The organism is Enterobacter bugandensis (assembly GCF_900324475.1).
GTDB lineage: Bacteria > Pseudomonadota > Gammaproteobacteria > Enterobacterales > Enterobacteriaceae > Enterobacter > Enterobacter bugandensis.
Genome location: NZ_LT992502.1, coordinates 101,106 through 122,990, shown reverse-complemented (window position 1 = coordinate 122,990; position 21,885 = coordinate 101,106). Strand labels below are relative to the sequence as shown.

The following is a 21,885-nucleotide window of genomic DNA, read 5'->3' as shown; positions in this document are numbered from 1 at the left end:
CTCAGGCAATTACGCCCAGCTGTTTGCCGATGCGGGTAAAGGCTACCACCGCACGCTCAATTTGTTCAGGCGAATGCGCCGCAGACATCTGGGTGCGGATACGCGCCTGACCTTTTGGTACCACCGGGAAGAAGAACCCGGTGACGTAAATCCCTTCTTTCTGCAGCTCGCGGGCAAACTGCTGCGCCACAACTGCGTCGCCCAGCATCACCGGAATGATCGCGTGGTCAGCGCCGGCCAGGGTGAACCCTGCGGCGCTCATTTTTTCGCGGAACAGACGGGCGTTTGCCCACAGGCGGTCGCGCAGCTCGGCGCCGGACTCAACCATCTCCAGCACTTTGATGGAGGCGGCCACAATGGCTGGCGCCAGGGAGTTGGAGAACAGGTACGGACGGGAGCGCTGACGCAGCCACTCAACCACCTCTTTACGCGCAGCGGTATAACCGCCGGACGCGCCGCCGAGCGCTTTGCCCAGCGTACCGGTGATGATGTCCACCCGGCCCATCACGTCACAGTATTCATGGGAGCCGCGGCCGTTTTCACCGACAAAACCGACCGCGTGGGAGTCATCGACCATCACCAGCGCGTCGTATTTATCCGCCAGGTCGCACACGCCCTTCAGGTTGGCGATCACGCCGTCCATGGAGAACACGCCGTCGGTCGCGATCAGTACGTGGCGGGCACCCGCTTCGCGTGCCTCTTTGAGCCGCGCTTCCAGCTCAACCATGTCGTTGTTGGCGTAGCGGAAACGCTTCGCTTTACACAGGCGAACACCGTCGATGATGGAGGCGTGGTTCAGGGCGTCGGAGATAATCGCATCTTCTGCGCCGAGCAGGGTTTCAAACAGACCGCCGTTGGCGTCGAAGCAGGAGGAGTACAGAATCGCGTCTTCCATTCCGAGGAAGTTTGCCAGCTTTTGCTCAAGCTGCTTGTGGCTATCCTGGGTGCCGCAGATGAAGCGCACGGAGGCCATGCCAAAGCCGTGGGTGTCCATGCCGTTTTTCGCGGCGGCAATCAGCTCAGGGTGATTCGCAAGACCTAAGTAGTTGTTCGCGCAAAAGTTGATCACATGGCTGCCGTCGGCAACGGTGATGTCCGCCTGCTGGGCAGACGTGATAATACGCTCTTCTTTGAACAACCCTTCCGCACGAGCGGTGTCGAGGTCGCTGTTTAACTGTTTGTAAAAATCACCACGCATTGCAATTCTCCAGACTCGGCAAATTTTGGCACATATTACCCAAACCTATAGTTCATGACGAGATGACGCCGTATCTCTTCTCGTTTTTGCAGCATAAATCACGTGTACCCCTGCTGCATATCGGTGAATGGCTGAAGACCGGGCATTGTGATGATATGATATGAATATTAGCGTCCGGGATTGTCCCCGGGCTCAACACTTCAAAGGTTACAGTTATGATCATCGTTACCGGCGGCGCGGGCTTTATCGGCAGCAACATTATTAAGGCCCTCAATGATAAGGGCATCACCGACATTCTGGTGGTGGACAACCTGAAAGACGGCACCAAGTTCGTTAACCTGGTGGATCTGAACATCGCTGACTACATGGATAAAGAAGACTTCCTTATCCAGATTATGGCGGGTGAAGAGTTCGGCGAGATCGAAGCCATCTTCCACGAAGGTGCGTGCTCTTCCACCACCGAGTGGGACGGCAAGTACATGATGGATAACAACTATCAGTACTCTAAAGAGATCCTGCACTACTGCCTGGAGCGTGAAATTCCGTTCCTGTACGCCTCCTCAGCAGCAACCTACGGCGGGCGCACCTCGGACTTTATCGAATCCCGCGAATACGAGCAGCCGCTGAATGTCTACGGCTACTCCAAGTTCCTGTTTGACGAGTACGTGCGTCAGATCCTGCCGGAAGCGAACTCGCAAATTGTCGGCTTCCGCTACTTCAACGTTTACGGGCCGCGCGAAGGGCACAAGGGCAGCATGGCGAGCGTAGCGTTCCACCTGAACACCCAGTTGAATAACGGTGAAAGCCCGAAACTGTTCGAAGGCAGCGACGGCTTCAAGCGTGACTTCGTCTACGTAGGTGACGTTGCAGCCGTAAACCTGTGGTTCCTGGAAAACGGCGTCTCCGGCATTTTCAACCTGGGCACGGGCCGCGCGGAATCCTTCCAGGCGGTGGCAGACGCGACGCTGGCATACCATAAGAAAGGCAGCATCGAGTACATTCCGTTCCCTGACAAGCTGAAGGGCCGTTACCAGGCGTTCACGCAGGCCGACCTGACCAACCTGCGCGCAGCAGGTTATGACAAGCCGTTCAAGACCGTTGCCGAAGGCGTAACGGAATATATGGCCTGGCTGAACCGCGACGCGTAAGTATGAAGATTCTGGTGATCGGCCCGTCATGGGTGGGCGACATGATGATGTCGCAAAGTCTCTATCGCACGCTCAAGGCGCGTTATCCCCAGGCGATAATCGACGTGATGGCACCCGCATGGTGCCGTCCGCTGTTATCGCGTATGCCGGAAGTAAACGAGGCGATCCCGATGCCGCTCGGCCACGGGGCGCTGGAAATCGGCGAGCGCCGCAAGCTCGGCCATAGCCTGCGCGAGAAGCGCTACGATCGCGCATACGTGCTGCCTAACTCCTTCAAATCCGCCCTTGTGCCCTTCTTTGCAGCCATCCCGCACCGTACCGGCTGGCGCGGCGAAATGCGCTACGGTCTGCTGAACGACGCGCGGGTGCTGGATAAAGCGGCCTGGCCGCTGATGGTGGAGCGCTACGTGGCGCTGGCCTACGACAAAGGGGTGATGCGCAGCGCGAAAGACCTGCCGCAGCCGCTGCTGTGGCCGCAGCTTCAGGTGAACGAGGGGGAGAAATCCCACACCTGCAACGCGTTTGGCCTTTCGTCCGAACGCCCAATGATTGGCTTCTGCCCCGGCGCAGAATTTGGCCCGGCTAAACGCTGGCCGCACTACCACTACGCCGAACTGGCGAAACAGCTGATCGACGAGGGCTACCAGATTGTACTGTTTGGCTCGGCGAAGGATCACGAGGCGGGCAACGAAATTCTCGCCACGCTGAGCACCGAGCAACAGGCCTGGTGCCGCAACCTGGCTGGAGAAACGCAGCTTGAACAGGCGGTTATCCTGATTGCCGCCTGTAAAGCCGTAGTTAGCAATGACTCTGGCCTGATGCACGTCGCCGCCGCGCTGGATCGTCCGCTGGTTGCGCTGTATGGCCCAAGCAGCCCGGACTTCACGCCGCCGCTGTCGCACAAAGCGCGCGTAATCCGTTTGATCACCGGCTACCACAAGGTACGCAAAGGCGATGCCGCTGAAGGTTACCATCAGAGCCTGATCGACATAACGCCGCAGCGCGTTCTCGAAGAGCTCAACGAACTGCTGTTGAGCGAAGAAGGATAACGGATGCGGGTATTGATCGTTAAAACCTCCTCAATGGGTGATGTTCTGCATACGCTACCGTCTCTGACGGACGCGATGCGGGCCATCCCTGGCATCCGTTTTGACTGGGTGGTAGAAGAAGGCTTCGCGCAGATCCCCACCTGGCATGAAGCGGTTGACCGCGTGATCCCGGTCGCGATTCGCCGCTGGCGCAAAGCGTGGTTCTCCGCGCCGATTAAAGCCGAGCGTAAAGCCTTCCGTGAAACGGTGCAGGCGCAGCGTTACGACGCGATTATCGACGCGCAGGGGCTGGTGAAAAGCGCGGCGCTGGTCACGCGTCTGGCGCACGGCGTAAAGCACGGCATGGACTGGCACACCGCCCGCGAACCGCTGGCGAGTCTGTTCTATAACCGCCGCCACCACATCGCAAAGCAGCAGCACGCCGTAGAACGCACCCGCGAGCTATTTGCGAAAAGCCTCGGCTATGCGAAACCGGAAGCGCAGGGCGACTACGCCATTGCGCAGCACTTTTTGCGCAATACAGATCCCTGTGCTCAGCCTTATCTTGTCTTTCTGCATGCCACAACGCGCGACGATAAGCACTGGCCGGAAACACAATGGCGAAGGCTGATTGAACTAATGCAACCCTCCGGTATCCATATTAAACTCCCGTGGGGCGCTGAGCATGAGCGGCAGCGTGCGGCGCGTCTGGCAGCAGGCTTTTCCCACGTCGAAGTGTTACCCAAACTCACGCTGGCGCAGGTTGCCGCAGAGCTGGCAAGCGCTAACGCTGTTGTTTCCGTGGATACGGGTTTAAGCCATTTAACCGCGGCGCTGGATCGCCCAAATATCACCCTTTTTGGCCCGACCGATCCCGGCCTGATCGGGGGCTATGGCAAAAACCAGCATCAGATGGTCAGCCCGACTCAGCAAACGAAGGATATCAGCGCAGATGCGATTTTTTCATTTTTACAGGGCAGCCGTTGGCTTTCCAACAGGGATATTTAACCCATGAGTTACGTATTTCTGCTGATTTTACTCTTTCCGGTGAAGCTTATCCGGAAGCTGTTTCGCAAAGAGACAGGGAAAAACCTGGTCATTCAGACAGCCAAAATCGGTGATTTTGTTAATGCAACGCCTCTTCTGGCCTGGCTGCAAAAAAGCGACGTGCTCATCAGCCGCAGCGTGGGTGCGCTGGCGAAGCATGACGAGAATATCGAGCAGATCTACTTCATCGAACAGCATAAGCGCAATCTATGGCGTAAGCTCTGCTTCGCCTGCAGGATCATGAACCGCTATGACAACGTCTACCTTCTGCAGCCTAACAGCGTTAACCTCTTTTTCGCCTCCGTTTGTAACGCCAAAAACAAGCAATTCTTAAGCACTTACACGCGCAGGTGGTATCACGGGATTTTCTATTCAACGGCCGATGGTACGGTTGACCACGGTAGAAAAACGTTAACAGTCACTAACTATCTTAAGCTGGCCGACCGCGCTCTGACCTGGCAAGACTCTCCAAAGCACGCCACAAAGCCACTGTTTAAACCCGCGACTTATCCGGCAATCCTTGACAAACCCGGCGCGGTCCGCATTGGCATCAGTATTGCCGCCGGGAATAAAGCCAAAACCGTTCCGCCTGTCATCTGGAAGCAAATTGCCGATCGTCTCGCCGACCTGCCCTGCGAGTTTTACGTGTTTGGCGCCCCGAATGAACAGTCCTGGATGGATGACATCACCCGCGCTTACGGTGAACTGCCCAACTTTATTAATCTGATTGGCAAGATCTCGCTTGAAGAGCTGCCGTGGGCAATTTCTAAAATGGATTGTTATATCGCCTCCGACTCGGGGAATGTCTACATCGCCGATGCGGTTGGCGTGCCGGTCGTCTTACTGTTCGGTCCGTGCTGTCACTACGAGCAGCGCCCGCTTGGCAACGTGTTGCTGATTGGCAACGATGACAATATTTGCTCGTATGTTTTTGAAACTCGTTATTATTTCTCGCAAGGCCGGGAAGAACTCTTCGCGGTAACAGATGAATCGCTGGACGAACTCAAACATTTCATTTGCGGGCTACCAACAGCAAAATCTGCCTTTGATGCTCAGGGAAACTAATTAATATGGCTTTTCTCAGCATCATTATTGCCGCACATAATGCCGAAAACACGCTTCACGCCACACTGGAAAGTCTGCAAAACGCGATTGATAATGCAGGCGATGATGTAGAAGTTATTATCATTAATGATAGTTCCAACGATTCCACACAGGATATTATTGAGGCGTGGTTGCCAAAGCTTCCGCATGGGCAATGCCAATACGTTAAGTACCGTAACGTAGGGCATGTTCGAAACAGCGCAGTCTCGCTGGCGTCAGGCGATTACATCACGATGCTTGATAGCGACGATCTGTTAAAGCCGGGTAGCATCCGGGATGCCGTCGCCTTTCTGAAAGCAGAGCGTCCTGATATGTTGCTGACGCGCCTGCTGGAAATACGCGATATGCGGAAAATCACCTCCGCCTGGCAGGGATTCACGCCCCTCTCATTATCGCAAAATGATGCAATAAAGCGTTTCCTGCAGCACAAAGATTTTCAGGCGCATCTGATCGGGCAATTCATCCACCGCAGGCTATACGCAACCAACCCTATCCCTTCTATGGTCTGCTATGAAGATTTCGCGGTATTTCCCGGCATGCTGATGCAATCGCGTAAAATCTTCTTTCAGCGTCAGGGACACTATTTTTACGTCAAACGCAGCGACAGTTTGTCGAGCCGTCTTGACGCCAGCAAAATCGCTACGCTGATTGAATGTACGCTACAGATGGAAAATACATTCCCGCAATCATTTAAGCATCTTATTAATTGCCACTGGTTTGATATTTACAGTAATCACCGACAATATCTGACCGACCTGCAGCTCAAACTGGTTAAGGCGCGGGTAAATGCACTTTATTCTTTCTCTTTTTTCTTCTCCAGAGATGTACGTTTCAGCTACAAAAAAAGGGTCATTGAGGCATTATGGAAAAAGTAAAACTGCGGCTCTATCAGCTGACGCTGATTTTGAGCCTCATTTCGTTTGCACTGGCGCTGCTGAGCTCAGGTAAACAACGCGAATTTTTCTATATTGCGGTTTATGCCAGCATTATCGGCTTAGCTTGCGAATATAAAAAAATCACCCTGCGCCCCTTTTCAATCGCGCTCCCCATATTGCTGATTGGGCTACTCAATCTTGTCTGGTATATGGTGTACGAATATCATAGCGAAGGTTTAAACGCTTACAGCGATTATCTGGGTGCCAGTAAGAAACTGATATTAGCGAGCATTCTCGTTTTCTATCTTGACCGGTTTAAAACTTACGTCGATAAAAGCGCTTTCCAGAAGTACTTCCTGTACGCGGCAAGTACAGGGTTTGTCCTCGCCACGGGATATGGCTTATGGCAGGCGACGCAGGGTATGGCACGTATAGAGATGGCCATCAATCGCGCCACCGTGTCTGCCTATGTTTACTCCGTACTGTCACTGGCGCTGGTATACAGCCTTTATCTTCAAAAAAACAGAAAACTGTATATAGTCGCGGGTCTTACCATCTTAATATCTTACTTCGTTATTCTTTTAACGGGGACGCGTGCTGCAATGGGATTATATTTGCTCCTTGCGATTGTACTCACGCTCTACCACTTCAGAAGAATTCATCTGAAATCAACGCTGATTTTTTTATGTATTGTGGCAGGTGTAGTTGTCGTTAGTTACAAACCATTAATTTCACCCAAGATTATGCAAGTACAGGCTGAGCTTGAGAAATATGAAAGCGGAGTAGACGGCACCTCACTTGGCTCTCGTTTTACCATGTGGAATGTAGGTATTCAAAACGGGCTTGCACATCCACTAGGGCAATCATTAGAAGAAAGGTATTTCTGGACGCAACATTATATTAATGATGGACATCCTAATCTAATCACTGCACTTGGCTATTTAAAAATACACCTACACAATGAATTTATCGAAAAATACTCTCTGCAAGGGCTTCCGGGTCTGGCGATATTACTCTTTTTCTTCGTTTCGATGATCGCTTACGCGCTTAAAAACCGAAATGGCCTGCTGCTGACAACGATGCTTCTTTTATTACTCTATGGCCTGACAGACGTCATTTTATTGAGCTCAGAAGCCCTAATATTCTTTGTTACTCTGTTTGCATTGAGTACTCCTTTATCGCAAACCAGACAACATCAATAAGAGATAATGCCCGCCAGCCGGGCATTATTTTTTCTTGTATTGATAAAACTCCGCCAGCGTCATCCCCACCGTCTTATCGGATAGCCAGCTAAAAAGCGCTTCTAAATCCCGATATAACCCTTCAATCGCCGCCTCATCTTTAAAGGTCGGACTTCCGCCTGGCATAAATTCAGACGAGTGAAGCATAAACTCCACATAATCCTGTCCCTGCGACAGGCACTGCTGCGCGACCTGAATCATCTGCGACGCATTGCCACCGGTCGGTCGTAGCCAGTTCACGGAAGGCGAGCGATATTTACCGCGAAGCCGATCGTATCCCTGTTTGATCGTGTTCAACCAGGCCGGATGTTTATACTGAATGCTCATCGGCACTTCGAGTAAGGGGCTATTTCCCGCCCGGGAAATAGTATCTAAATCCATAAAATAGGCGTGGTCGGGGAAATGCTGATAATCCGTTCCACCATTGCCCTGCGGAGCACCTTTCGCATTGCGCCAGTTCACGCGTGGCGTCACGGAGCAATCAACCTGGTAACCCAGTTCAACGAGCAATTTTGCATAGCGGCTATCAAATGCCCAACGCCCGGCGCGGTGGCTCAGCATTTTGGTCTGGAATGTCTCTTCCAGCAGACGGGTCATGAACAGCACTTTCTCACGCATCACCTCGTCTGAAAATTCAATCAGATACGGTTGCCAGCGCCAGTCATCTCCCGTGAGATCGTGCTCAGGTGGGCTATTCCATGCGTGAAGGTGCATTCCCACCTCCCCCTGACCGCGAGCGATCGCGTCCCTTGCGAATTCAATGAAAACGGGCTCGATTGCCATCTCATAGTTTGTCAGCCATACGGGCTTAAAACCAAAACGCTCACAAAGGGCCTGGAACCGGGCCAGATAGCGCGCATTTTCCGTTTTAATGACGCGGTGATTCTGCCAGAGATTATCGCCCTCAGTATCGATCGTGATGATAAACGCTGGTTTTTTCATAATGAGTCCGCATGACAGGGAAGTTAGCGCTATGTTACGCACTCTCCAAAGCCTGAGTAAACCCTTCCTGGGAAATTCCTGAGATTATGGAGAAAGAGTGCAAGTCGCTACCAGGTCTATTAGAATTGCCAACAGTACAACGCCGATAAGATGATGATGAATAACTTACCTGACACGCCTGATTTGCGCATTCTACTGATCAAACTCCGCCATCATGGCGATATGTTATTGACCACCCCCGTCATTGATTCATTACGTCAAAAATGGCCACAAGCGCAAATTGACGTGCTGTTGTATGAAGAAACGCGCGATATGCTCGCCGCGCATCCGACGATTGGCACTATTTATGGAATCGATCGTAAATGGAAGCAACTGGGCACGCTAAAGCACCTTCAAAAGGAGTGGCAGTTACTCTGCGCGTTACGAAAGCAACATTATCATCTGGTGATAAATCTTGCCGATCAGTGGCGTAGCGCTATCGTCACCCGTTTCACTGGTGCGCCGGTTCGCCTCGGATTCGCCTTTAACAAACGCAACAATCCATTCTGGCGTTTCTGTCATAGCGATTTAGTCTCTGTTGCAAATCACAAATCCCTGCACACTGTCGAACAAAATCTCTCCATTCTGTCACCATTACAGGTCGCACCTGAGCCAGCTGTTACCATGGCCTACAGCGCAGAAGACTGGCACCACGCCCGCCAGCAGCTGGTGCAAAAAGGAGTGGGCGATAACTACATCGTCATTCAGCCGACATCACGCTGGTTCTTCAAATGCTGGGATGAAAGCAAAATGGCGCAAACCATCACCGCGCTGCAGCAGGATGGGCATACCGTTGTACTCACGGCCGGGCCGGATAAAAAAGAGCTGGCGATGATAGATCGCATACTCGCCGCCTCACCGAAAACGGGGGTCGTCTCGCTGGCGGGACAGCTAACGTTGCGCCAGCTGGCCTCACTCATCGACCACGCGTGTCTTTTTATTGGCGTTGACTCCGTTCCGATGCATATGGCCGCCGCGCTGCAGACGCCCTGCGTGGCGCTGTTTGGCCCTTCCAAACTGACGTTTTGGTCTCCATGGCAAGTCAACGGTGAAGTCATCTGGGCTGGCGACTACGGTCCCCTTCCCGATCCCGACGCTATTGATACCAAAACGAAAGAACGCTATCTCGACGCCATTCCTGTTGATGCTGTCGTCTCCGCTGCAAGGAGATATTTGTCATGAAACACCATCGTCTGGCGATTGTTCGCCAAAAGTATCGCCCTGATGGCGGAGCGGAGCGCTTCGTTTCACGTGCGCTCACCGCGCTGAGCAATCAGAATCTTGAACTCAACGTCATTACGCGTGAATGGCAGGGCGAGAGACAGGACGACTGGCATATCCATATTTGCGACCCGCGCAAATGGGGCCGAATTAGCCGCGAACGCGGGTTTGCCCATGCTGCCCGCGCGCTGTGGCAGCAACAGCAGTTTGATATTGTGCAAAGCCACGAGCGGATTCCGGGCTGTGATATCTACCGCGCTGGCGATGGCGTTCATCGCCGCTGGCTGCTACAGCGTGCGCGCATCCTGCCCGCCTGGCGCGCGAAAATGCTGATGGTCGACCGCTATCACCGCTACGTGATGCACGCCGAGCGTGAAATGTACCAGGCGCCAGAGCTGAAAGCGGTTATCTGTAATGCGGAGATGATCAAACGCGAAATCGTCGAAGACTTTGATATTGACGCAAAAAAGATCCATGTGATTTATAATTCAATTGATTCCAGCCGCTTCGTTCCGGCCCAGGAAGCACAGCGTGCCGCGCTGCGTCAGCAATTTGGTTTGCCAGCCGATGCCGTGGTGTTCTGTTTTGTAGGATCGGGATTTGAACGAAAAGGATTGGCCAGCGCCATACGCGCTATCGCAGGAACTTCAGCCTGGCTGATTGTGGTTGGACAGGATAAAGCAGAACATCGTTATCGTGACCTCGCCCGTTCATTGGGCTGCGAAGGGCAAATCCGTTTCCTGGGGATGCAGAAAGAAACGCTGCCTTTTTATCAGCTATCCGATGGTTTACTGTTGCCAACGCTGTATGATCCCTTTCCAAACGTCATTCTTGAAGCGATGGCCTGCGGCTTGCCCGTCATTACTTCAGAGAGTTGCGGAGGCGCTGAATTTATTCAGCAAGGCCAGAACGGATTTTATTGTGACGCCCTGGATATCAACACATTGAAGGAGGCAATTGCAGCCACTCCTTCTCTGGGAAAAAATAACACGATGGGGCAAGCGGCACGTGAACGGGTAAAAGACGCCACCCCCGAAAAACTGTCAAGTCAGCTTATTTCGCTTTATCAAAAATTACTGGATTAAAAATGCGCATCCTAATGATTATTGATGGTTTACCCGGTGGGGGAGCTGAAAAAACAGTTCTTACACTTTCCAGCGGATTAACGGAAATGGGGCATCAGGTCTCCCTTTTCTCTCTGCGGAAAGTGTGTGATTACGCCATCCCGGAAGGCATTGATTATCAGGTGGTTCAGGATACCTGCAAAAAACCGTGGCGCAAGTTGACGGAGATCCCACGCCGAGCCCGCCTGCTGGATCAGGCAATTGAGCGGGCTGAGCGCAGCGGAAAATTTGACGTTGTGTTCTCTCATCTGCACAAAACCGACCGCATTGTGGCGCACTGCCGCGCGCTGGAGCGTGAAAAAGTCTGGTTCTGCGTGCATGGCATGTTCTCTTTCTCCTATCTTCGCCATCGCAGCGGGCTTTCGCGCTGGTTTAAGCATCTTAAAATTCGTCATACCTACGAAAACCGAAACGTTGTCGCCGTCTCAGGCGCCGTGCTGAAAGACCTTTCCGAGACCCTGGCTCTGAAACTCCGGCGTAAAGCGGTTATCCACAATCCTTTTGATATCCCTGAAATTCAGCGTCTGGCGGATGCCCCCTTCGAGATGCAAGGGAAGGATTACATCATCCATGTCGGCCGCTTCCATGAACACAAACGTCACGACCGTCTTTTACGCGCGTTCGCACAGAGTCAGCTCGACACTACGCTTGTCATGATGGGCAATGGCTCCGAAGCCAAAATTCAAAAGCTCAAACAGCTTGCCCGCGACCTGGGTATTGAAGACAAGACGGTTTTCCGACCCTTCGACTCCAATCCCTACCCCTGGATTAAAGGGGCACGCCTCTTAGTGTTAAGTTCTGACTGCGAAGGTTTTGGTAATGTGCTGGTGGAATCCATTATCTGCCAGACGCCACCGGTCAGTACCAATTGTCCGGGTGGCCCCGCAGAAATCCTCACCGGCGCCTTAGCGCGCGGGCTGGCAGAGCTAAATGACGCGTCACTGGCAAAAACCCTGGTAGATATTTATACCGCCCCGCCGGTCGTTGGCGATGCAACGATTGCGTCGTTCGGTATCAATGCCATTTGCCAGCAGTACATTGCTTTGGTCGACAATCAAAAATAATCAGGTTTCTTATGCAAAATTCAGCGCCATTGTTAAGCGTGGTGGTTGCCGTTTATAACGGCGAAGCTTTTCTGGATCAGTTCTTTACCTGCCTTGTGAATCAACGCATCGACAGCTTGGAAGTCATTATTGTCAATGATGGCTCAACTGACCGCTCGATGCAGATCGTCGAAAGCTGGCGTGAAAAACTGCCGCAGATGCAGGTGATTGAACAGCAAAACCAGGGCGTTTCCATTGCGCGAAATACTGGCCTGGCCGTTGCAACCGGTCAGTATCTCTCTTTCCCAGATATTGATGACGTCTTCAAACCTGGCATGTACCAGCGTCTGCTGGATATGGCCGTCACGCAGGATTTGGATGTCGCCACCTGCAACGGCAACTACGTCTGGGAAAATGATAAGAAACCGTCTCGACCTATCTTCCCCGAGGATAAACTCGCCTCAACGGGCGTTATGACGGGCCCGGCATGGTTAAAGATGGCGCTGGATTCACGTAAGTTCCTGCACGTGACCTGGCTTAATATCTATCGCCACGATTTTATTCGTAAACACAGTTTCCATTTCGAACCCGGCCTGCGCCATCAGGATATCCCGTGGACTACCGAGGTGCTGCTTGCCGCAGAGCGCGTTCAGTACACCAGTGAACGCTTTTATGACTACTACATTCACTCTGCCTCGGTATCGCATACGCCGGATAATGACGACACGCTGATCCGCTCCGCGCGCCACTACATGAAAATCCTGCAGATGCTTGATGCCATTAACCAGCGTTACCCGGATAAAGTGAAAAATATCCCCGCCTGCCACTGGCAAATCGCCAAAGAGGGGCTGGGGATCATTCATACCTTCGACAACATGAAGGATGAGACAAAGAAAACAATGATTATCAAAGAGTTCTTCGACACCGGGATCTGGAAGCTTATCTGGAAAAGTGCCAAAAGCCCGCGTTTGCGCTGGCGCCTGGGCCGACGCTACTTCCGTTTAAAACGGTATCTGGCATAAGAGATAGCTTTACCTGGCTTAAATGCTTAGAATTTGCCCGCCGAAACTAAAAAGACGGATAATCGCTTGGAATTGTTGTATACCGCCCTGCTCTATATCATTCAGCCACTGGTGTGGCTGAGACTGTTGCTTCGTAGCCGTAAAGCGCCTGCGTATCGTAAACGCTGGGCTGAACGCTATGGCTTTTGCCGCAATAAAGTCGCCCCGGACGGTATTTTGCTGCATTCCGTTTCTGTCGGTGAAACGCTGGCGGCGATCCCGCTGGTTCGCGCTCTGCGCCACCGCTACCCGTCTCTGCCAATTACCGTCACCACCATGACGCCGACCGGCTCAGAGCGCGCGTTATCCGCGTTTGGCAAAGACGTTCATCACGTCTACCTCCCTTACGATCTGCCCTGCGCTATGAATCGTTTCCTGAACACCGTTCGCCCGAAGCTGGTGATCGTGATGGAAACCGAGCTGTGGCCGAACATGATTTCCGCTCTGCATGCCCGTAAAATTCCGCTGGTGATTGCCAACGCGCGCCTTTCAGAGCGCTCGGCGAAAGGCTACGGCAAGCTGGGCAAATTTATGCGCCGCCTGCTGAGCAAAATCACGCTGATTGCCGCGCAGAACGAAGAAGACGCGGCGCGCTTTATCTCCCTGGGCCTGAAGCGCAACCAGCTTGCCGTGACCGGCAGCCTGAAATTCGATATTTCCGTTACCCCTGAACTGGCCGCCCGCGCCATCACGCTGCGCCGCCAGTGGGCTCCGCGTCGCCAGGTCTGGATAGCGACCAGTACTCATGAGGGCGAAGAGGCGATTATCCTGCAGGCGCACCGTAAGCTGCTGGAAACCTTCCCGGACCTACTGCTGATTCTGGTGCCTCGTCACCCCGAACGTTTTAAAGATGCCCGCGAAATGGTGCAGAAAGGCGGCTTCAGTTTCACCCTGCGCAGCAGCGGAGAGATCCCTTCCGGCAGTACCCAAGTGGTGATTGGCGATACGATGGGCGAACTGATGCTGCTCTACGGCATTGCTGATCTCGCCTTTGTTGGCGGCAGCCTGGTGGAGCGCGGAGGCCATAACCCGCTGGAGCCGGCAGCCCACGCCATTCCTGTGCTGATGGGTCCACACACGTTTAACTTCAAAGATATCTGCGCTAAATTGCAGCAGGCCGATGGTTTAATTACCGTGACCGATGCGGACTCGGTCGTCAAAGAAGTATCGACCCTTCTGACGGATGAAGATTACCGCCTGTGGTACGGTCGCCACGCCGTCGAAGTGCTGCACCAGAACCAGGGCGCACTCACCCGTCTGCTGCAGCTTCTGCAACCTTATCTGCCTCAGCGGAGCCACTAATGTCTACGCGTCTGTCGGTCGTCATGATCGCCAAAAACGCCGCCGACCTGCTTCCGGACTGCCTGGCCTCCGTCGCCTGGGCTGACGAAATTGTTATCCTCGACTCCGGAAGCACGGACAACACGGTGGACATCGCCCGGACCGCGGGTGCAAAAGTCTTTACCGATACCGACTGGCAGGGCTACGGCATTCAGCGCCAGCGCGCGCAGGGTCAGGCCACGGGCGATTATGTGCTGATGATCGACACCGACGAGCGCGTCACCCCGGAACTCCAGCAGGCCATTCAGGCGGTGCTTTCCTCACCCCAGCCCGGCGCCGTATACAGCATCGCGCGTCGTAACTACTTCCTTGGCCGCTTCATGCGCCACAGCGGCTGGTATCCGGATCGCGTAATGCGCCTCTACGAGCGCGGCCGCTTTCAGTACAACGACAATCTTGTCCATGAGTCACTGGCCTGCGACGGCGCCCAGGTCATCCCCCTGACGGGTGATTTGCTGCATCTGACCTGCCGTGATTTCGCCAGCTTCCAGCAAAAGCAGCTCAACTATGCCACCGCATGGGCGCAGGAACGCCACCAGCGCGGCAAGAAGGCCTCGCTGACAGGAATCTTCACCCACACGCTGGGCGCGTTTCTGAAAACGCTGCTGCTGCGCGGCGGCGTGCTGGATGGTAAGCAGGGCTGGTTACTGGCGGTAGTGAATGCCCAGTATACTTTCAACAAATACACCGAGCTGTGGGCGCTCTGCCGCGGCTACTCAGAGAAAACGTGAGCCATGAGCACAAAAGCGATTTATCCGGGTACCTTCGATCCGATCACTAACGGTCATCTTGACATCATTACCCGTGCAGCGTGCATGTTCGACAAGGTGATCCTGGCGATTGCCGCCAGCCCCAGCAAAAAGCCGATGTTTGATCTCAACGAGCGCGTGCAACTTGCCACCGACGCCATTTCGCACCTGCCGAATGTTGAAGTTGTCGGGTTCAGCGATCTGATGGCGAACTTCGCCCGCGCCCAGCAGGCCAATATTCTGATTCGTGGCCTGCGCGCGGTGGCAGACTTCGAGTATGAGATGCAGCTGGCGCACATGAACCGCCACCTGATGCCGGAGCTGGAAAGCGTATTCCTGATGCCGTCAAAAGAGTGGTCGTTTATCTCGTCCACGCTGGTGAAAGAGGTGGCGCGCCATCACGGGGACGTTACCCATTTCCTGCCGGATAACGTCCACCAGGCGCTGATGGAAAAGCTAAAGTAGTTCTATTTCTGACACTGACGGCAGTAGAACGTGGCGCGTTGGGCGTGCTTCGTGGCAATAATCGGCGTCCCGCATGCCCTGCATGGCTCGCCCTTACGGCCATACACCTGCAGCTCCTGGGCAAAATAGCCTGGTTTACCGTCGCTTTGCAGAAAATCCTTCAGGGTGGTCCCGCCTTGCTCAATCGAGCGCAGCAGCACTGCTTTAATGACCCGAACCAGCAGCTCACACTCCTGCGCGGACAGCGACGAGGCCAGCCGATCGGGATGGATCCCGGCCGCAAACAGCGATTCACTGGCGTAAATATTCCCCACGCCGACCACCAGCTTGTTATCCATCAGCCAGGGCTTGATCGGGGTCTTTTTCTTCGCGCACTTCTCTTTCAGGTAGTCCGCATTAAACGCGTCTGAAAGCGGCTCAGGGCCCAGATGCGCCAGCACGTTGTGTCCTTCCAGCTCCTTCGTCCACAGCCACGCGCCAAAGCGCCGCGGATCGGTGTAGCGGAGCACTTTGCCGTTGCTCATTACCAGGTCGACGTGATCGTGTTTTTCCGCAGGCAATTCTTCGGTCAAGATGCGCAGGCTCCCGGACATTCCAAGATGGATAATGATCCAGCCGTCAGGCAGCTCCAGCAGCAGGTATTTCGCGCGGCGCTGCACGCTAAGGACGGGTTTGTCGCTTAACGCGTGGATCTCATCGGACACCGGCCAGCGCAGTCGTCCATTGCGAACGACGGCATGAAGAATAGTCGCGCCGACCAGATGGGGCTCAATGCCGCGACGGCTGGTCTCTACCTCAGGTAATTCAGGCATGGTTCCTCCGTTGAGATGCAGAATGCAAAAAACCCCGCAGTTGCGGGGTTTTTCAATACAAGGAGGCTAAAATTATTTGATTTTAGCTTCTTTGTACAGTACGTGCTGGCGTACAACTGGATCGAATTTTTTCAGTTCCAGTTTTTCCGGCTTAGTACGTTTGTTCTTCGTGGTGGTGTAGAAGTGACCTGTACCAGCAGAAGAAACCAGCTTGATTTTCTCGCGAATACCTTTAGCCATGATTTATTTCCTCTTTAAGTACTTAGTACTTTTCGCCACGGGCACGCAGTTCAGACAGAACTGTATCGATGCCTTTCTTATCGATTACACGCATACCTTTAGCAGATACACGCAGGGTGACAAAACGCTTCTCGCTCTCAACCCAGAAACGGTGAGAGTGCAGGTTCGGCAGGAAACGGCGTTTAGTCGCGTTCAGTGCGTGGGAACGGTTGTTACCGGTCACCGGACGCTTGCCAGTAACTTGGCAGACTCGGGACATGTCTATTCTCCAAAAATCAAATTAGCTCGAGCTTCGTATGGGGTATCGGCGCCTCGTCAGGCTTTACAGCCCGGTCATCGCGTAGTTCTAAGTGAACTCTCGATTGCCAGGCCCAAATGCCAAACCCGAGATTCTCAAAGGTGGCGTAGTATACGCTGACTCGGCGGTGTGCTCAAGTCCCGAACAGACAAAGATCCCGATGGATCGCGAGAAATAGCCTAAATCCAGCCATGTTCTGCAAAAGAAATGTACTCTCCGCGGCCAATTATCAGATGGTCCAGAACACGAATGTCCATGAATTGACAGCATTTGATAATGCGTTCGGTGATTTCTTTGTCAGCTCTGCTCGGTTCTGCACAGCCAGAGGGGTGATTATGCGCGAGGATCACCCCCGCTGCATTCACTTTTATCGCTTCACGCACAATTTCACGCGGATGTACCTCAACGTGGCTCAGTGTACCCGAAAACAGGCGGCTGTGCTTCAGTACCCGGTTCCTGTTGTCGAGAAAGATCACCATAAAGATCTCGCGCTCCAGACCGGATAGCTGGCTTTGCAAAAATTCGCGGGTCATGTCAGGGGTAAGGATCGGATCTTGCTCCTCCATCTGTACGTTATAAAATCGCCGGGCAAGTTCAGCAATACCCCGTAACTGGGCATACTTCGCGACGCCAATGCCTTCTACGTGCGTAAACGCCTCCAGTTCGGCTGTCAGCAAACCATGTAGTGAACCAAAATGGTCTATCAGATTTTTCGCCAGCGTAAATACCGTTTTTCCCTTCGTACCTGTACGTAAAAAGAGCGCCAGCAGCTCCTCGTCTTTTAATAACGCGACGCCATGACGCAGCATTTTTTCGCGCGGTAGCAGCAGTTCAGTCTCTTCCATGCCCGGCCTCCTTCTGTTTGCCATTATGCTGCCACAGGCAAATCCGGGGCTCGACGCTGAGGTTTCGTTCTTGCGTAGCGCCTCGCAAAGTGCATAAAGGACTTCATCACCCCCCTATTTGGGATTGTGGTAAAATGCCCGCTCTCTGGTGAAACCCAACAGGAAAGAATCATGATGAGCCTGGCCGGTAAAAAAATCGTTCTTGGCGTGAGCGGCGGCATTGCTGCCTATAAAGCGCCTGAGCTGGTGCGTCGTCTGCGCGAGCGCGGGGCGGACGTGCGGGTCGCGATAACCGAAGGCGGTAAAGCCTTTATCACCCCTCTGAGCCTGCAGGCGGTTTCAGGATACCCGGTATCTGACAGCCTGCTCGATCCGGCCGCCGAAGCCGCGATGGGGCATATTGAGCTTGGGAAATGGGCCGATCTGGTGATTCTTGCCCCTGCCACGGCAGATTTAATTGCCCGCGTGGCGGCCGGTATGGCGAACGATCTGGTTTCGACCATTTGCCTCGCGACGCCTGCGCCCGTCGCCGTTGTGCCCGCCATGAACCAGCAGATGTACCGCAATGCCGCCACCCAGCATAATCTGGAGACGCTGGCTTCGCGCGGCCTGCTTGTCTGGGGCCCGGACAGCGGCAGCCAGGCCTGCGGCGACGTTGGCCCGGGGCGTATGCTCGACCCGTTGACGATTGTGGATATGGCCGCCGCCCATTTTTCACCTGTCAACGACCTGCAACATCTCAACATCATGATTACCGCGGGCCCGACGCGCGAACCGCTGGACCCGGTGCGTTACATCACCAACCACAGCTCCGGCAAAATGGGCTTTGCAATTGCTGCCGCAGCGGCAAAACGCGGTGCTAACGTCACGCTGGTCAGCGGCCCGGTCTCGTTACCTACGCCACCTTTTGTACAGCGTATTAATGTTACCACCGCGCTGGAGATGGAAGCCGCCGTGCAGGCTCATGCGCAACGCCAGCAGATTTTTATCGGCTGTGCGGCCGTTGCAGACTATCGCGCCGAGACCATCGCCGAGTCTAAAATCAAAAAGCAAGGCGATGAATTAACACTGAAAATGGTGAAAAACCCGGACATTGTTGCCGGTGTCGCCGCATTAAAAAGCCATCGTCCTTACGTTGTTGGATTTGCCGCAGAAACGAATAATGTGGAAGAATATGCCCGGCAAAAACGTACCCGCAAAAACCTCGATTTAATTTGCGCGAACGACGTATCGCTGGCCACGCAAGGATTTAATAGCGACAGCAACGCACTGCACCTTTTCTGGCAGGATGGAGATAAAATCTTACCGCTTGAGCGCAAGGAACTCCTGGGCCAACAATTACTGGACGAGATCGTTACCCGTTATGATGAAAAAAATCGACGTTAAGATTCTGGACCCGCGTGTTGGCGAGCAATTCCCGCTACCAACCTATGCCACCTCCGGCTCTGCCGGACTTGACCTGCGCGCCTGTCTCGATGACGCCGTAGAACTGGCTCCCGGTGCCACTACCCTGATCCCGACTGGCCTGGCGATCCACATTGCAGACCCGTCTCTGGCGGCAGTGATCCTGCCGCGCTCGGGTCTGGGCCATAAGCACGGCGTAGTGCTGGGTAACCTGGTCGGCCTGATCGACTCCGACTACCAGGGTCAGCTGATGGTGTCCGTCTGGAATCGTGGTCAGGACAGCTTCACCATTGAACCGGGCGAGCGTATCGCGCAGATGGTTTTTGTACCGGTGGTACAGGCAGAATTTAACCTGGTGGCAGACTTTGATGCCACCGACCGTGGCGAAGGCGGCTTCGGCCATTCCGGGCGCAAATAACTGCCCGACACACGTATCTCGCAGCGCCATAACGCAATAACAAACCGCAAACGTCAGTTTGCGGTCGCTGTGTGGATGCCAGCCTGGCAAGTGCTTATTTTCAGGGGTATTTTGTAACATGGCAGAAAAACAAACCGCGAAAAGGAATCGTCGCGAAGAAATACTTCAATCTCTGGCTCTGATGCTTGAATCCAGCGATGGCAGTCAACGCATCACCACCGCCAAACTGGCCGCCTCTGTGGGCGTGTCTGAGGCGGCGCTGTATCGTCATTTCCCCAGCAAAACAAAAATGTTCGACAGCCTGATCGAGTTTATTGAAGACAGTCTGATCACGCGCATTAACCTGATTCTGAAAGATGAAAAAGATACCACCGCGCGTCTTCGTCTGATTGTGCTGTTAATTCTGGGCTTTGGGGAGCGCAATCCGGGTTTAACCCGTATCCTGACCGGCCACGCGCTAATGTTTGAGCAGGACAGGCTGCAGGGCCGCATCAATCAGCTTTTTGAGCGTATTGAAGCGCAGCTGCGCCAGGTGCTGCGCGAGAAGAAAATGCGTGAAGGCGAAGGATACAATACGGATGAGACATTGCTGGCAAGCCAGATACTGGCGTTTTGTGAAGGCATGCTCTCCCGCTTTGTGCGCAGCGAATTCAAATACCGACCAACGGACGATTTTGACGCCCGCTGGCCGTTAGTGGCAGCGCAGCTGCAGTAGCACCGCAGGCCCGGTAAGCGTAGCGCCGCCGGGCAATTTAATTACACGCCAAACTCTTCGCGATACGCCCGCACCGCCGCCAGGTGATCCGCCATCTCTGGCTTCTCTTCCAGATACGCAATCAGGTCTTTCAGGGTGATGATAGAGGTCACTTTGCAGCTGTAATCACGCTCTACTTCCTGGATAGCAGAGATATCGCCGCGACCGCGCTCCTGACGATCAAGAGAAATCAGCACGCCAGCCAGCGTCGCACCGTTGGCCTGGATAATCTCCATAGATTCACGGATCGCGGTGCCTGCGGTAATCACGTCGTCGACCAGCATCACGCGGCCCTGCAGCGCGCTGCCCACAAGATTACCGCCTTCACCGTGGGTTTTGGCCTCTTTGCGGTTAAAGCAGTACGGCACATCACGGTCATGGTGCTCCGCCAGCGCCACCGCCGTGGTGGTTGCAATCGGAATGCCCTTGTACGCAGGGCCAAACAGCAGGTCGAAATCAATCCCGGAATCCACCAGCGCTTCGGCATAGAAGCGGCCTAACAGTGCCAGATCGCGCCCGGTATTAAACAGCCCGGCGTTGAAGAAATACGGGCTCTTACGCCCGGATTTCAGCGTAAATTCGCCAAACTTAAGTACCTGTTTATTAATCGCAAACTCAATAAACTGGCGCTGATACGATTTCATGGATTCGCTCCTTTGGTTTTTTCTGTCTTACAGGCAAAAAAAAGGCGACTCATTGGTCGCCTTTAAAATCAATTTTCTAACGCCGCTTTTTGCGTCGTTACAATGGATTCGATTCCCCCTCGGGCCAACGCCAGCAGGGAGAGAAGTTCTTCATGGGTGAACGGCTCACCTTCCGCCGTCCCCTGCACCTCAATGATGCGACCATCTTCGGTCATCACCACGTTCATGTCGGTCTCGGCGGCAGAATCTTCAACATATTCCAGATCGCAAAGCGCTTCACCATTAACGATCCCCACGGAAACCGCCGCGACCATCCCTTTCATAGGGTTGGTTTTCAGCTTACCAGCTGCAACCAGCTTGTTCAGGGCATCGGCCAGCGCCACACAGGCACCGGTAATGGACGCGGTACGCGTGCCGCCATCTGCCTGAATCACGTCGCAGTCCAGGGTAATAGTGAATTCACCGAGGATTTTCAGATCAACGGCGGCGCGCAGCGCACGTGCGATCAGGCGCTGGATTTCCATGGTACGTCCACCCTGCTTACCCTTTGCCGCTTCACGGGCGTTACGGGTATGGGTCGCGCGCGGCAGCATGCCGTACTCGGCGGTGATCCAGCCCTGGCCCTGACCTTTCAGAAAGCGCGGAACACCTTCTTCGATGGACGCGGTGCAAAGCACTTTGGTGTCACCAAACTCAACCAGCACGGAGCCTTCAGCGTGTTTTGTATAGTTACGGGTCAGGGTGACGGGACGCACCTGATTGGCGCTACGACCTGATGGACGCATGATGGATTCTCCGGCTTGAAACGAATGTGGCTGCGCATTATACGGATAAAGGACGCTTA

The 21,885-nt window shown here is 54.0% G+C and carries 24 protein-coding genes; 16 read left to right on the top strand and 8 right to left on the bottom strand.

Features of this window, described 5'->3' with window-relative positions; all coding sequences use genetic code 11:
* Position 1: 1 nt before the first annotated feature.
* On the bottom strand, positions 2 to 1,198 hold the full coding sequence (kbl, locus tag DG357_RS00615; RefSeq protein WP_088204472.1) for a glycine C-acetyltransferase: 1,197 nt from the start codon (positions 1,196 to 1,198) through the stop codon (positions 2 to 4).
* A gap of 215 nt (positions 1,199 to 1,413) precedes the next feature.
* Here kbl and rfaD point away from each other — a divergent pair, with 215 nt between their 5' ends.
* The 6 genes from rfaD to DG357_RS00585 are packed head-to-tail and all read left to right on the top strand — an operon-like array spanning position 1,414 to position 7,602.
* Positions 1,414 to 2,346 carry an ADP-glyceromanno-heptose 6-epimerase gene (gene rfaD, locus DG357_RS00610; protein WP_041911658.1) on the top strand — a complete coding sequence of 311 codons (933 nt, stop codon included), beginning with the start codon at positions 1,414 to 1,416 and terminating at the stop codon, positions 2,344 to 2,346.
* Between the two features lie 2 nt (positions 2,347 to 2,348).
* Positions 2,349 to 3,395, top strand: coding sequence for an ADP-heptose--LPS heptosyltransferase RfaF (gene rfaF / locus DG357_RS00605; protein ID WP_088204471.1), 1,047 nt, complete (start codon positions 2,349 to 2,351; stop codon positions 3,393 to 3,395).
* A 3-nt stretch (positions 3,396 to 3,398) separates the two neighbouring features.
* Positions 3,399 to 4,382: a lipopolysaccharide heptosyltransferase RfaC gene (rfaC, locus tag DG357_RS00600; RefSeq protein ID WP_088204470.1), complete on the top strand. Its 984-nt coding sequence runs from the start codon at positions 3,399 to 3,401 to the stop codon at positions 4,380 to 4,382.
* Between the two features lie 3 nt (positions 4,383 to 4,385).
* Positions 4,386 to 5,486, top strand: a complete 1,101-nt coding sequence (locus DG357_RS00595; protein ID WP_088204469.1) for a glycosyltransferase family 9 protein — start codon at positions 4,386 to 4,388, stop codon at positions 5,484 to 5,486.
* 5 nt (positions 5,487 to 5,491) lie between these two features.
* Positions 5,492 to 6,400: a glycosyltransferase family 2 protein gene (locus DG357_RS00590; RefSeq protein ID WP_088204468.1), complete on the top strand. Its 909-nt coding sequence runs from the start codon at positions 5,492 to 5,494 to the stop codon at positions 6,398 to 6,400.
* Positions 6,388 to 7,602 (top strand): O-antigen ligase family protein, encoded by a 1,215-nt coding sequence (locus DG357_RS00585; protein ID WP_047366916.1) that lies wholly within the window; start codon positions 6,388 to 6,390, stop codon positions 7,600 to 7,602. The genes DG357_RS00590 and DG357_RS00585 overlap by 13 nt, the downstream gene beginning before the upstream one ends.
* Before the next feature lie 24 nt (positions 7,603 to 7,626).
* On the opposite strand, the gene DG357_RS00580 is transcribed toward DG357_RS00585, so the two are convergent.
* A complete protein-coding gene (locus tag DG357_RS00580; RefSeq protein WP_088204467.1) occupies positions 7,627 to 8,583 on the bottom strand; it encodes a polysaccharide deacetylase family protein in 957 nt (318 codons plus the stop codon).
* 150 nt (positions 8,584 to 8,733) lie between these two features.
* Here DG357_RS00580 and rfaQ point away from each other — a divergent pair, with 150 nt between their 5' ends.
* The 7 genes from rfaQ to coaD all read left to right on the top strand — a co-directional run bounded on the left by rfaQ (position 8,734) and on the right by coaD (position 15,626).
* On the top strand, positions 8,734 to 9,804 hold the full coding sequence (gene rfaQ / locus DG357_RS00575) for a putative lipopolysaccharide heptosyltransferase III (protein WP_049001246.1): 1,071 nt from the start codon (positions 8,734 to 8,736) through the stop codon (positions 9,802 to 9,804).
* Positions 9,801 to 10,928, top strand: coding sequence for a glycosyltransferase family 4 protein (locus DG357_RS00570; protein ID WP_041911666.1), 1,128 nt, complete (start codon positions 9,801 to 9,803; stop codon positions 10,926 to 10,928). The genes rfaQ and DG357_RS00570 overlap by 4 nt, the downstream gene beginning before the upstream one ends.
* 2 nt (positions 10,929 to 10,930) lie before the next feature.
* Positions 10,931 to 12,031 (top strand): glycosyltransferase, encoded by a 1,101-nt coding sequence (locus DG357_RS00565; protein WP_041911667.1) that lies wholly within the window; start codon positions 10,931 to 10,933, stop codon positions 12,029 to 12,031.
* Positions 12,032 to 12,042: 11 nt separating this feature from the next.
* Positions 12,043 to 13,032: a glycosyltransferase gene (locus tag DG357_RS00560; protein WP_049137153.1), complete on the top strand. Its 990-nt coding sequence runs from the start codon at positions 12,043 to 12,045 to the stop codon at positions 13,030 to 13,032.
* A gap of 66 nt (positions 13,033 to 13,098) precedes the next feature.
* Positions 13,099 to 14,373 (top strand): lipid IV(A) 3-deoxy-D-manno-octulosonic acid transferase, encoded by a 1,275-nt coding sequence (gene waaA, locus DG357_RS00555; protein ID WP_028015020.1) that lies wholly within the window; start codon positions 13,099 to 13,101, stop codon positions 14,371 to 14,373.
* Positions 14,373 to 15,143: a glycosyltransferase family 2 protein gene (locus tag DG357_RS00550; protein WP_049137152.1), complete on the top strand. Its 771-nt coding sequence runs from the start codon at positions 14,373 to 14,375 to the stop codon at positions 15,141 to 15,143. The genes waaA and DG357_RS00550 overlap by 1 nt, the downstream gene beginning before the upstream one ends.
* Positions 15,144 to 15,146: 3 nt before the next feature.
* Positions 15,147 to 15,626 (top strand): pantetheine-phosphate adenylyltransferase, encoded by a 480-nt coding sequence (gene coaD, locus DG357_RS00545; protein ID WP_025758454.1) that lies wholly within the window; start codon positions 15,147 to 15,149, stop codon positions 15,624 to 15,626.
* Positions 15,627 to 15,628: 2 nt separating this feature from the next.
* Here coaD and mutM read toward each other — a convergent pair whose 3' ends face one another.
* The 4 genes from mutM to radC form a co-directional block, all read right to left on the bottom strand.
* Complete coding sequence (gene mutM / locus DG357_RS00540; RefSeq protein WP_028015018.1) at positions 15,629 to 16,438, bottom strand: bifunctional DNA-formamidopyrimidine glycosylase/DNA-(apurinic or apyrimidinic site) lyase; 810 nt, start codon at positions 16,436 to 16,438, stop codon at positions 15,629 to 15,631.
* A gap of 72 nt (positions 16,439 to 16,510) precedes the next feature.
* A complete protein-coding gene (gene rpmG / locus DG357_RS00535) occupies positions 16,511 to 16,678 on the bottom strand; it encodes a 50S ribosomal protein L33 (protein WP_003024094.1) in 168 nt (55 codons plus the stop codon).
* Positions 16,679 to 16,700: 22 nt separating this feature from the next.
* Positions 16,701 to 16,937 carry a 50S ribosomal protein L28 gene (gene rpmB, locus DG357_RS00530; RefSeq protein WP_002436699.1) on the bottom strand — a complete coding sequence of 79 codons (237 nt, stop codon included), beginning with the start codon at positions 16,935 to 16,937 and terminating at the stop codon, positions 16,701 to 16,703.
* 218 nt (positions 16,938 to 17,155) lie between these two features.
* The gene (gene radC / locus DG357_RS00525) at positions 17,156 to 17,821 is read right to left on the bottom strand and encodes a RadC family protein (protein ID WP_028015017.1); all 666 of its coding nucleotides are present in this window, start codon (positions 17,819 to 17,821) and stop codon (positions 17,156 to 17,158) included.
* A gap of 174 nt (positions 17,822 to 17,995) precedes the next feature.
* On the opposite strand from radC, the gene coaBC reads away from it, so the two are divergent.
* From coaBC to slmA, 3 genes are all read left to right on the top strand, one after another.
* A complete protein-coding gene (gene coaBC, locus DG357_RS00520; protein WP_028015016.1) occupies positions 17,996 to 19,207 on the top strand; it encodes a bifunctional phosphopantothenoylcysteine decarboxylase/phosphopantothenate--cysteine ligase CoaBC in 1,212 nt (403 codons plus the stop codon).
* Complete coding sequence (gene dut / locus DG357_RS00515; protein ID WP_015570042.1) at positions 19,185 to 19,643, top strand: dUTP diphosphatase; 459 nt, start codon at positions 19,185 to 19,187, stop codon at positions 19,641 to 19,643. Before coaBC ends, dut begins: the two co-directional genes overlap by 23 nt.
* 118 nt (positions 19,644 to 19,761) lie before the next feature.
* Positions 19,762 to 20,358 carry a nucleoid occlusion factor SlmA gene (gene slmA, locus DG357_RS00510; protein ID WP_028015015.1) on the top strand — a complete coding sequence of 199 codons (597 nt, stop codon included), beginning with the start codon at positions 19,762 to 19,764 and terminating at the stop codon, positions 20,356 to 20,358.
* A 41-nt stretch (positions 20,359 to 20,399) separates the two neighbouring features.
* On the opposite strand, the gene pyrE is transcribed toward slmA, so the two are convergent.
* Positions 20,400 to 21,041: an orotate phosphoribosyltransferase gene (pyrE, locus tag DG357_RS00505; RefSeq protein ID WP_041911672.1), complete on the bottom strand. Its 642-nt coding sequence runs from the start codon at positions 21,039 to 21,041 to the stop codon at positions 20,400 to 20,402.
* A 68-nt stretch (positions 21,042 to 21,109) separates the two neighbouring features.
* Entirely contained in the window at positions 21,110 to 21,826 is a 717-nt protein-coding gene (rph, locus tag DG357_RS00500) for a ribonuclease PH (protein WP_010426431.1), read from the bottom strand.
* Positions 21,827 to 21,885 lie beyond the last annotated feature (59 nt).

Excerpts from the sequence above, each read along its gene's own strand:
- rph (WP_010426431.1), bottom strand. The coding sequence starts at position 21,826 with ATGCGTCCATCAGGTCGTAGCGCCAATCAGGTGCGTCCCGTCACCCTG.
- pyrE (WP_041911672.1), bottom strand. The coding sequence starts at position 21,041 with ATGAAATCGTATCAGCGCCAGTTTATTGAGTTTGCGATTAATAAACAG.
- rfaD (WP_041911658.1), top strand. The coding sequence starts at position 1,414 with ATGATCATCGTTACCGGCGGCGCGGGCTTTATCGGCAGCAACATTATT.
- rpmB (WP_002436699.1), bottom strand. The coding sequence starts at position 16,937 with ATGTCCCGAGTCTGCCAAGTTACTGGCAAGCGTCCGGTGACCGGTAAC.
- radC (WP_028015017.1), bottom strand. The coding sequence starts at position 17,821 with ATGGAAGAGACTGAACTGCTGCTACCGCGCGAAAAAATGCTGCGTCAT.
- rfaQ (WP_049001246.1), top strand. The coding sequence starts at position 8,734 with ATGATGATGAATAACTTACCTGACACGCCTGATTTGCGCATTCTACTG.
- rpmG (WP_003024094.1), bottom strand. The coding sequence starts at position 16,678 with ATGGCTAAAGGTATTCGCGAGAAAATCAAGCTGGTTTCTTCTGCTGGT.
- DG357_RS00570 (WP_041911666.1), top strand. The coding sequence starts at position 9,801 with ATGAAACACCATCGTCTGGCGATTGTTCGCCAAAAGTATCGCCCTGAT.
- DG357_RS00590 (WP_088204468.1), top strand. The coding sequence starts at position 5,492 with ATGGCTTTTCTCAGCATCATTATTGCCGCACATAATGCCGAAAACACG.
- coaD (WP_025758454.1), top strand. The coding sequence starts at position 15,147 with ATGAGCACAAAAGCGATTTATCCGGGTACCTTCGATCCGATCACTAAC.
- kbl (WP_088204472.1), bottom strand. The coding sequence starts at position 1,198 with ATGCGTGGTGATTTTTACAAACAGTTAAACAGCGACCTCGACACCGCT.
- mutM (WP_028015018.1), bottom strand. The coding sequence starts at position 16,438 with ATGCCTGAATTACCTGAGGTAGAGACCAGCCGTCGCGGCATTGAGCCC.
- DG357_RS00580 (WP_088204467.1), bottom strand. The coding sequence starts at position 8,583 with ATGAAAAAACCAGCGTTTATCATCACGATCGATACTGAGGGCGATAAT.
- rfaC (WP_088204470.1), top strand. The coding sequence starts at position 3,399 with ATGCGGGTATTGATCGTTAAAACCTCCTCAATGGGTGATGTTCTGCAT.
- rfaF (WP_088204471.1), top strand. The coding sequence starts at position 2,349 with ATGAAGATTCTGGTGATCGGCCCGTCATGGGTGGGCGACATGATGATG.
- DG357_RS00560 (WP_049137153.1), top strand. The coding sequence starts at position 12,043 with ATGCAAAATTCAGCGCCATTGTTAAGCGTGGTGGTTGCCGTTTATAAC.
- DG357_RS00595 (WP_088204469.1), top strand. The coding sequence starts at position 4,386 with ATGAGTTACGTATTTCTGCTGATTTTACTCTTTCCGGTGAAGCTTATC.
- DG357_RS00585 (WP_047366916.1), top strand. The coding sequence starts at position 6,388 with ATGGAAAAAGTAAAACTGCGGCTCTATCAGCTGACGCTGATTTTGAGC.
- dut (WP_015570042.1), top strand. The coding sequence starts at position 19,185 with ATGATGAAAAAAATCGACGTTAAGATTCTGGACCCGCGTGTTGGCGAG.
- DG357_RS00565 (WP_041911667.1), top strand. The coding sequence starts at position 10,931 with ATGCGCATCCTAATGATTATTGATGGTTTACCCGGTGGGGGAGCTGAA.
- DG357_RS00550 (WP_049137152.1), top strand. The coding sequence starts at position 14,373 with ATGTCTACGCGTCTGTCGGTCGTCATGATCGCCAAAAACGCCGCCGAC.
- slmA (WP_028015015.1), top strand. The coding sequence starts at position 19,762 with ATGGCAGAAAAACAAACCGCGAAAAGGAATCGTCGCGAAGAAATACTT.
- coaBC (WP_028015016.1), top strand. The coding sequence starts at position 17,996 with ATGAGCCTGGCCGGTAAAAAAATCGTTCTTGGCGTGAGCGGCGGCATT.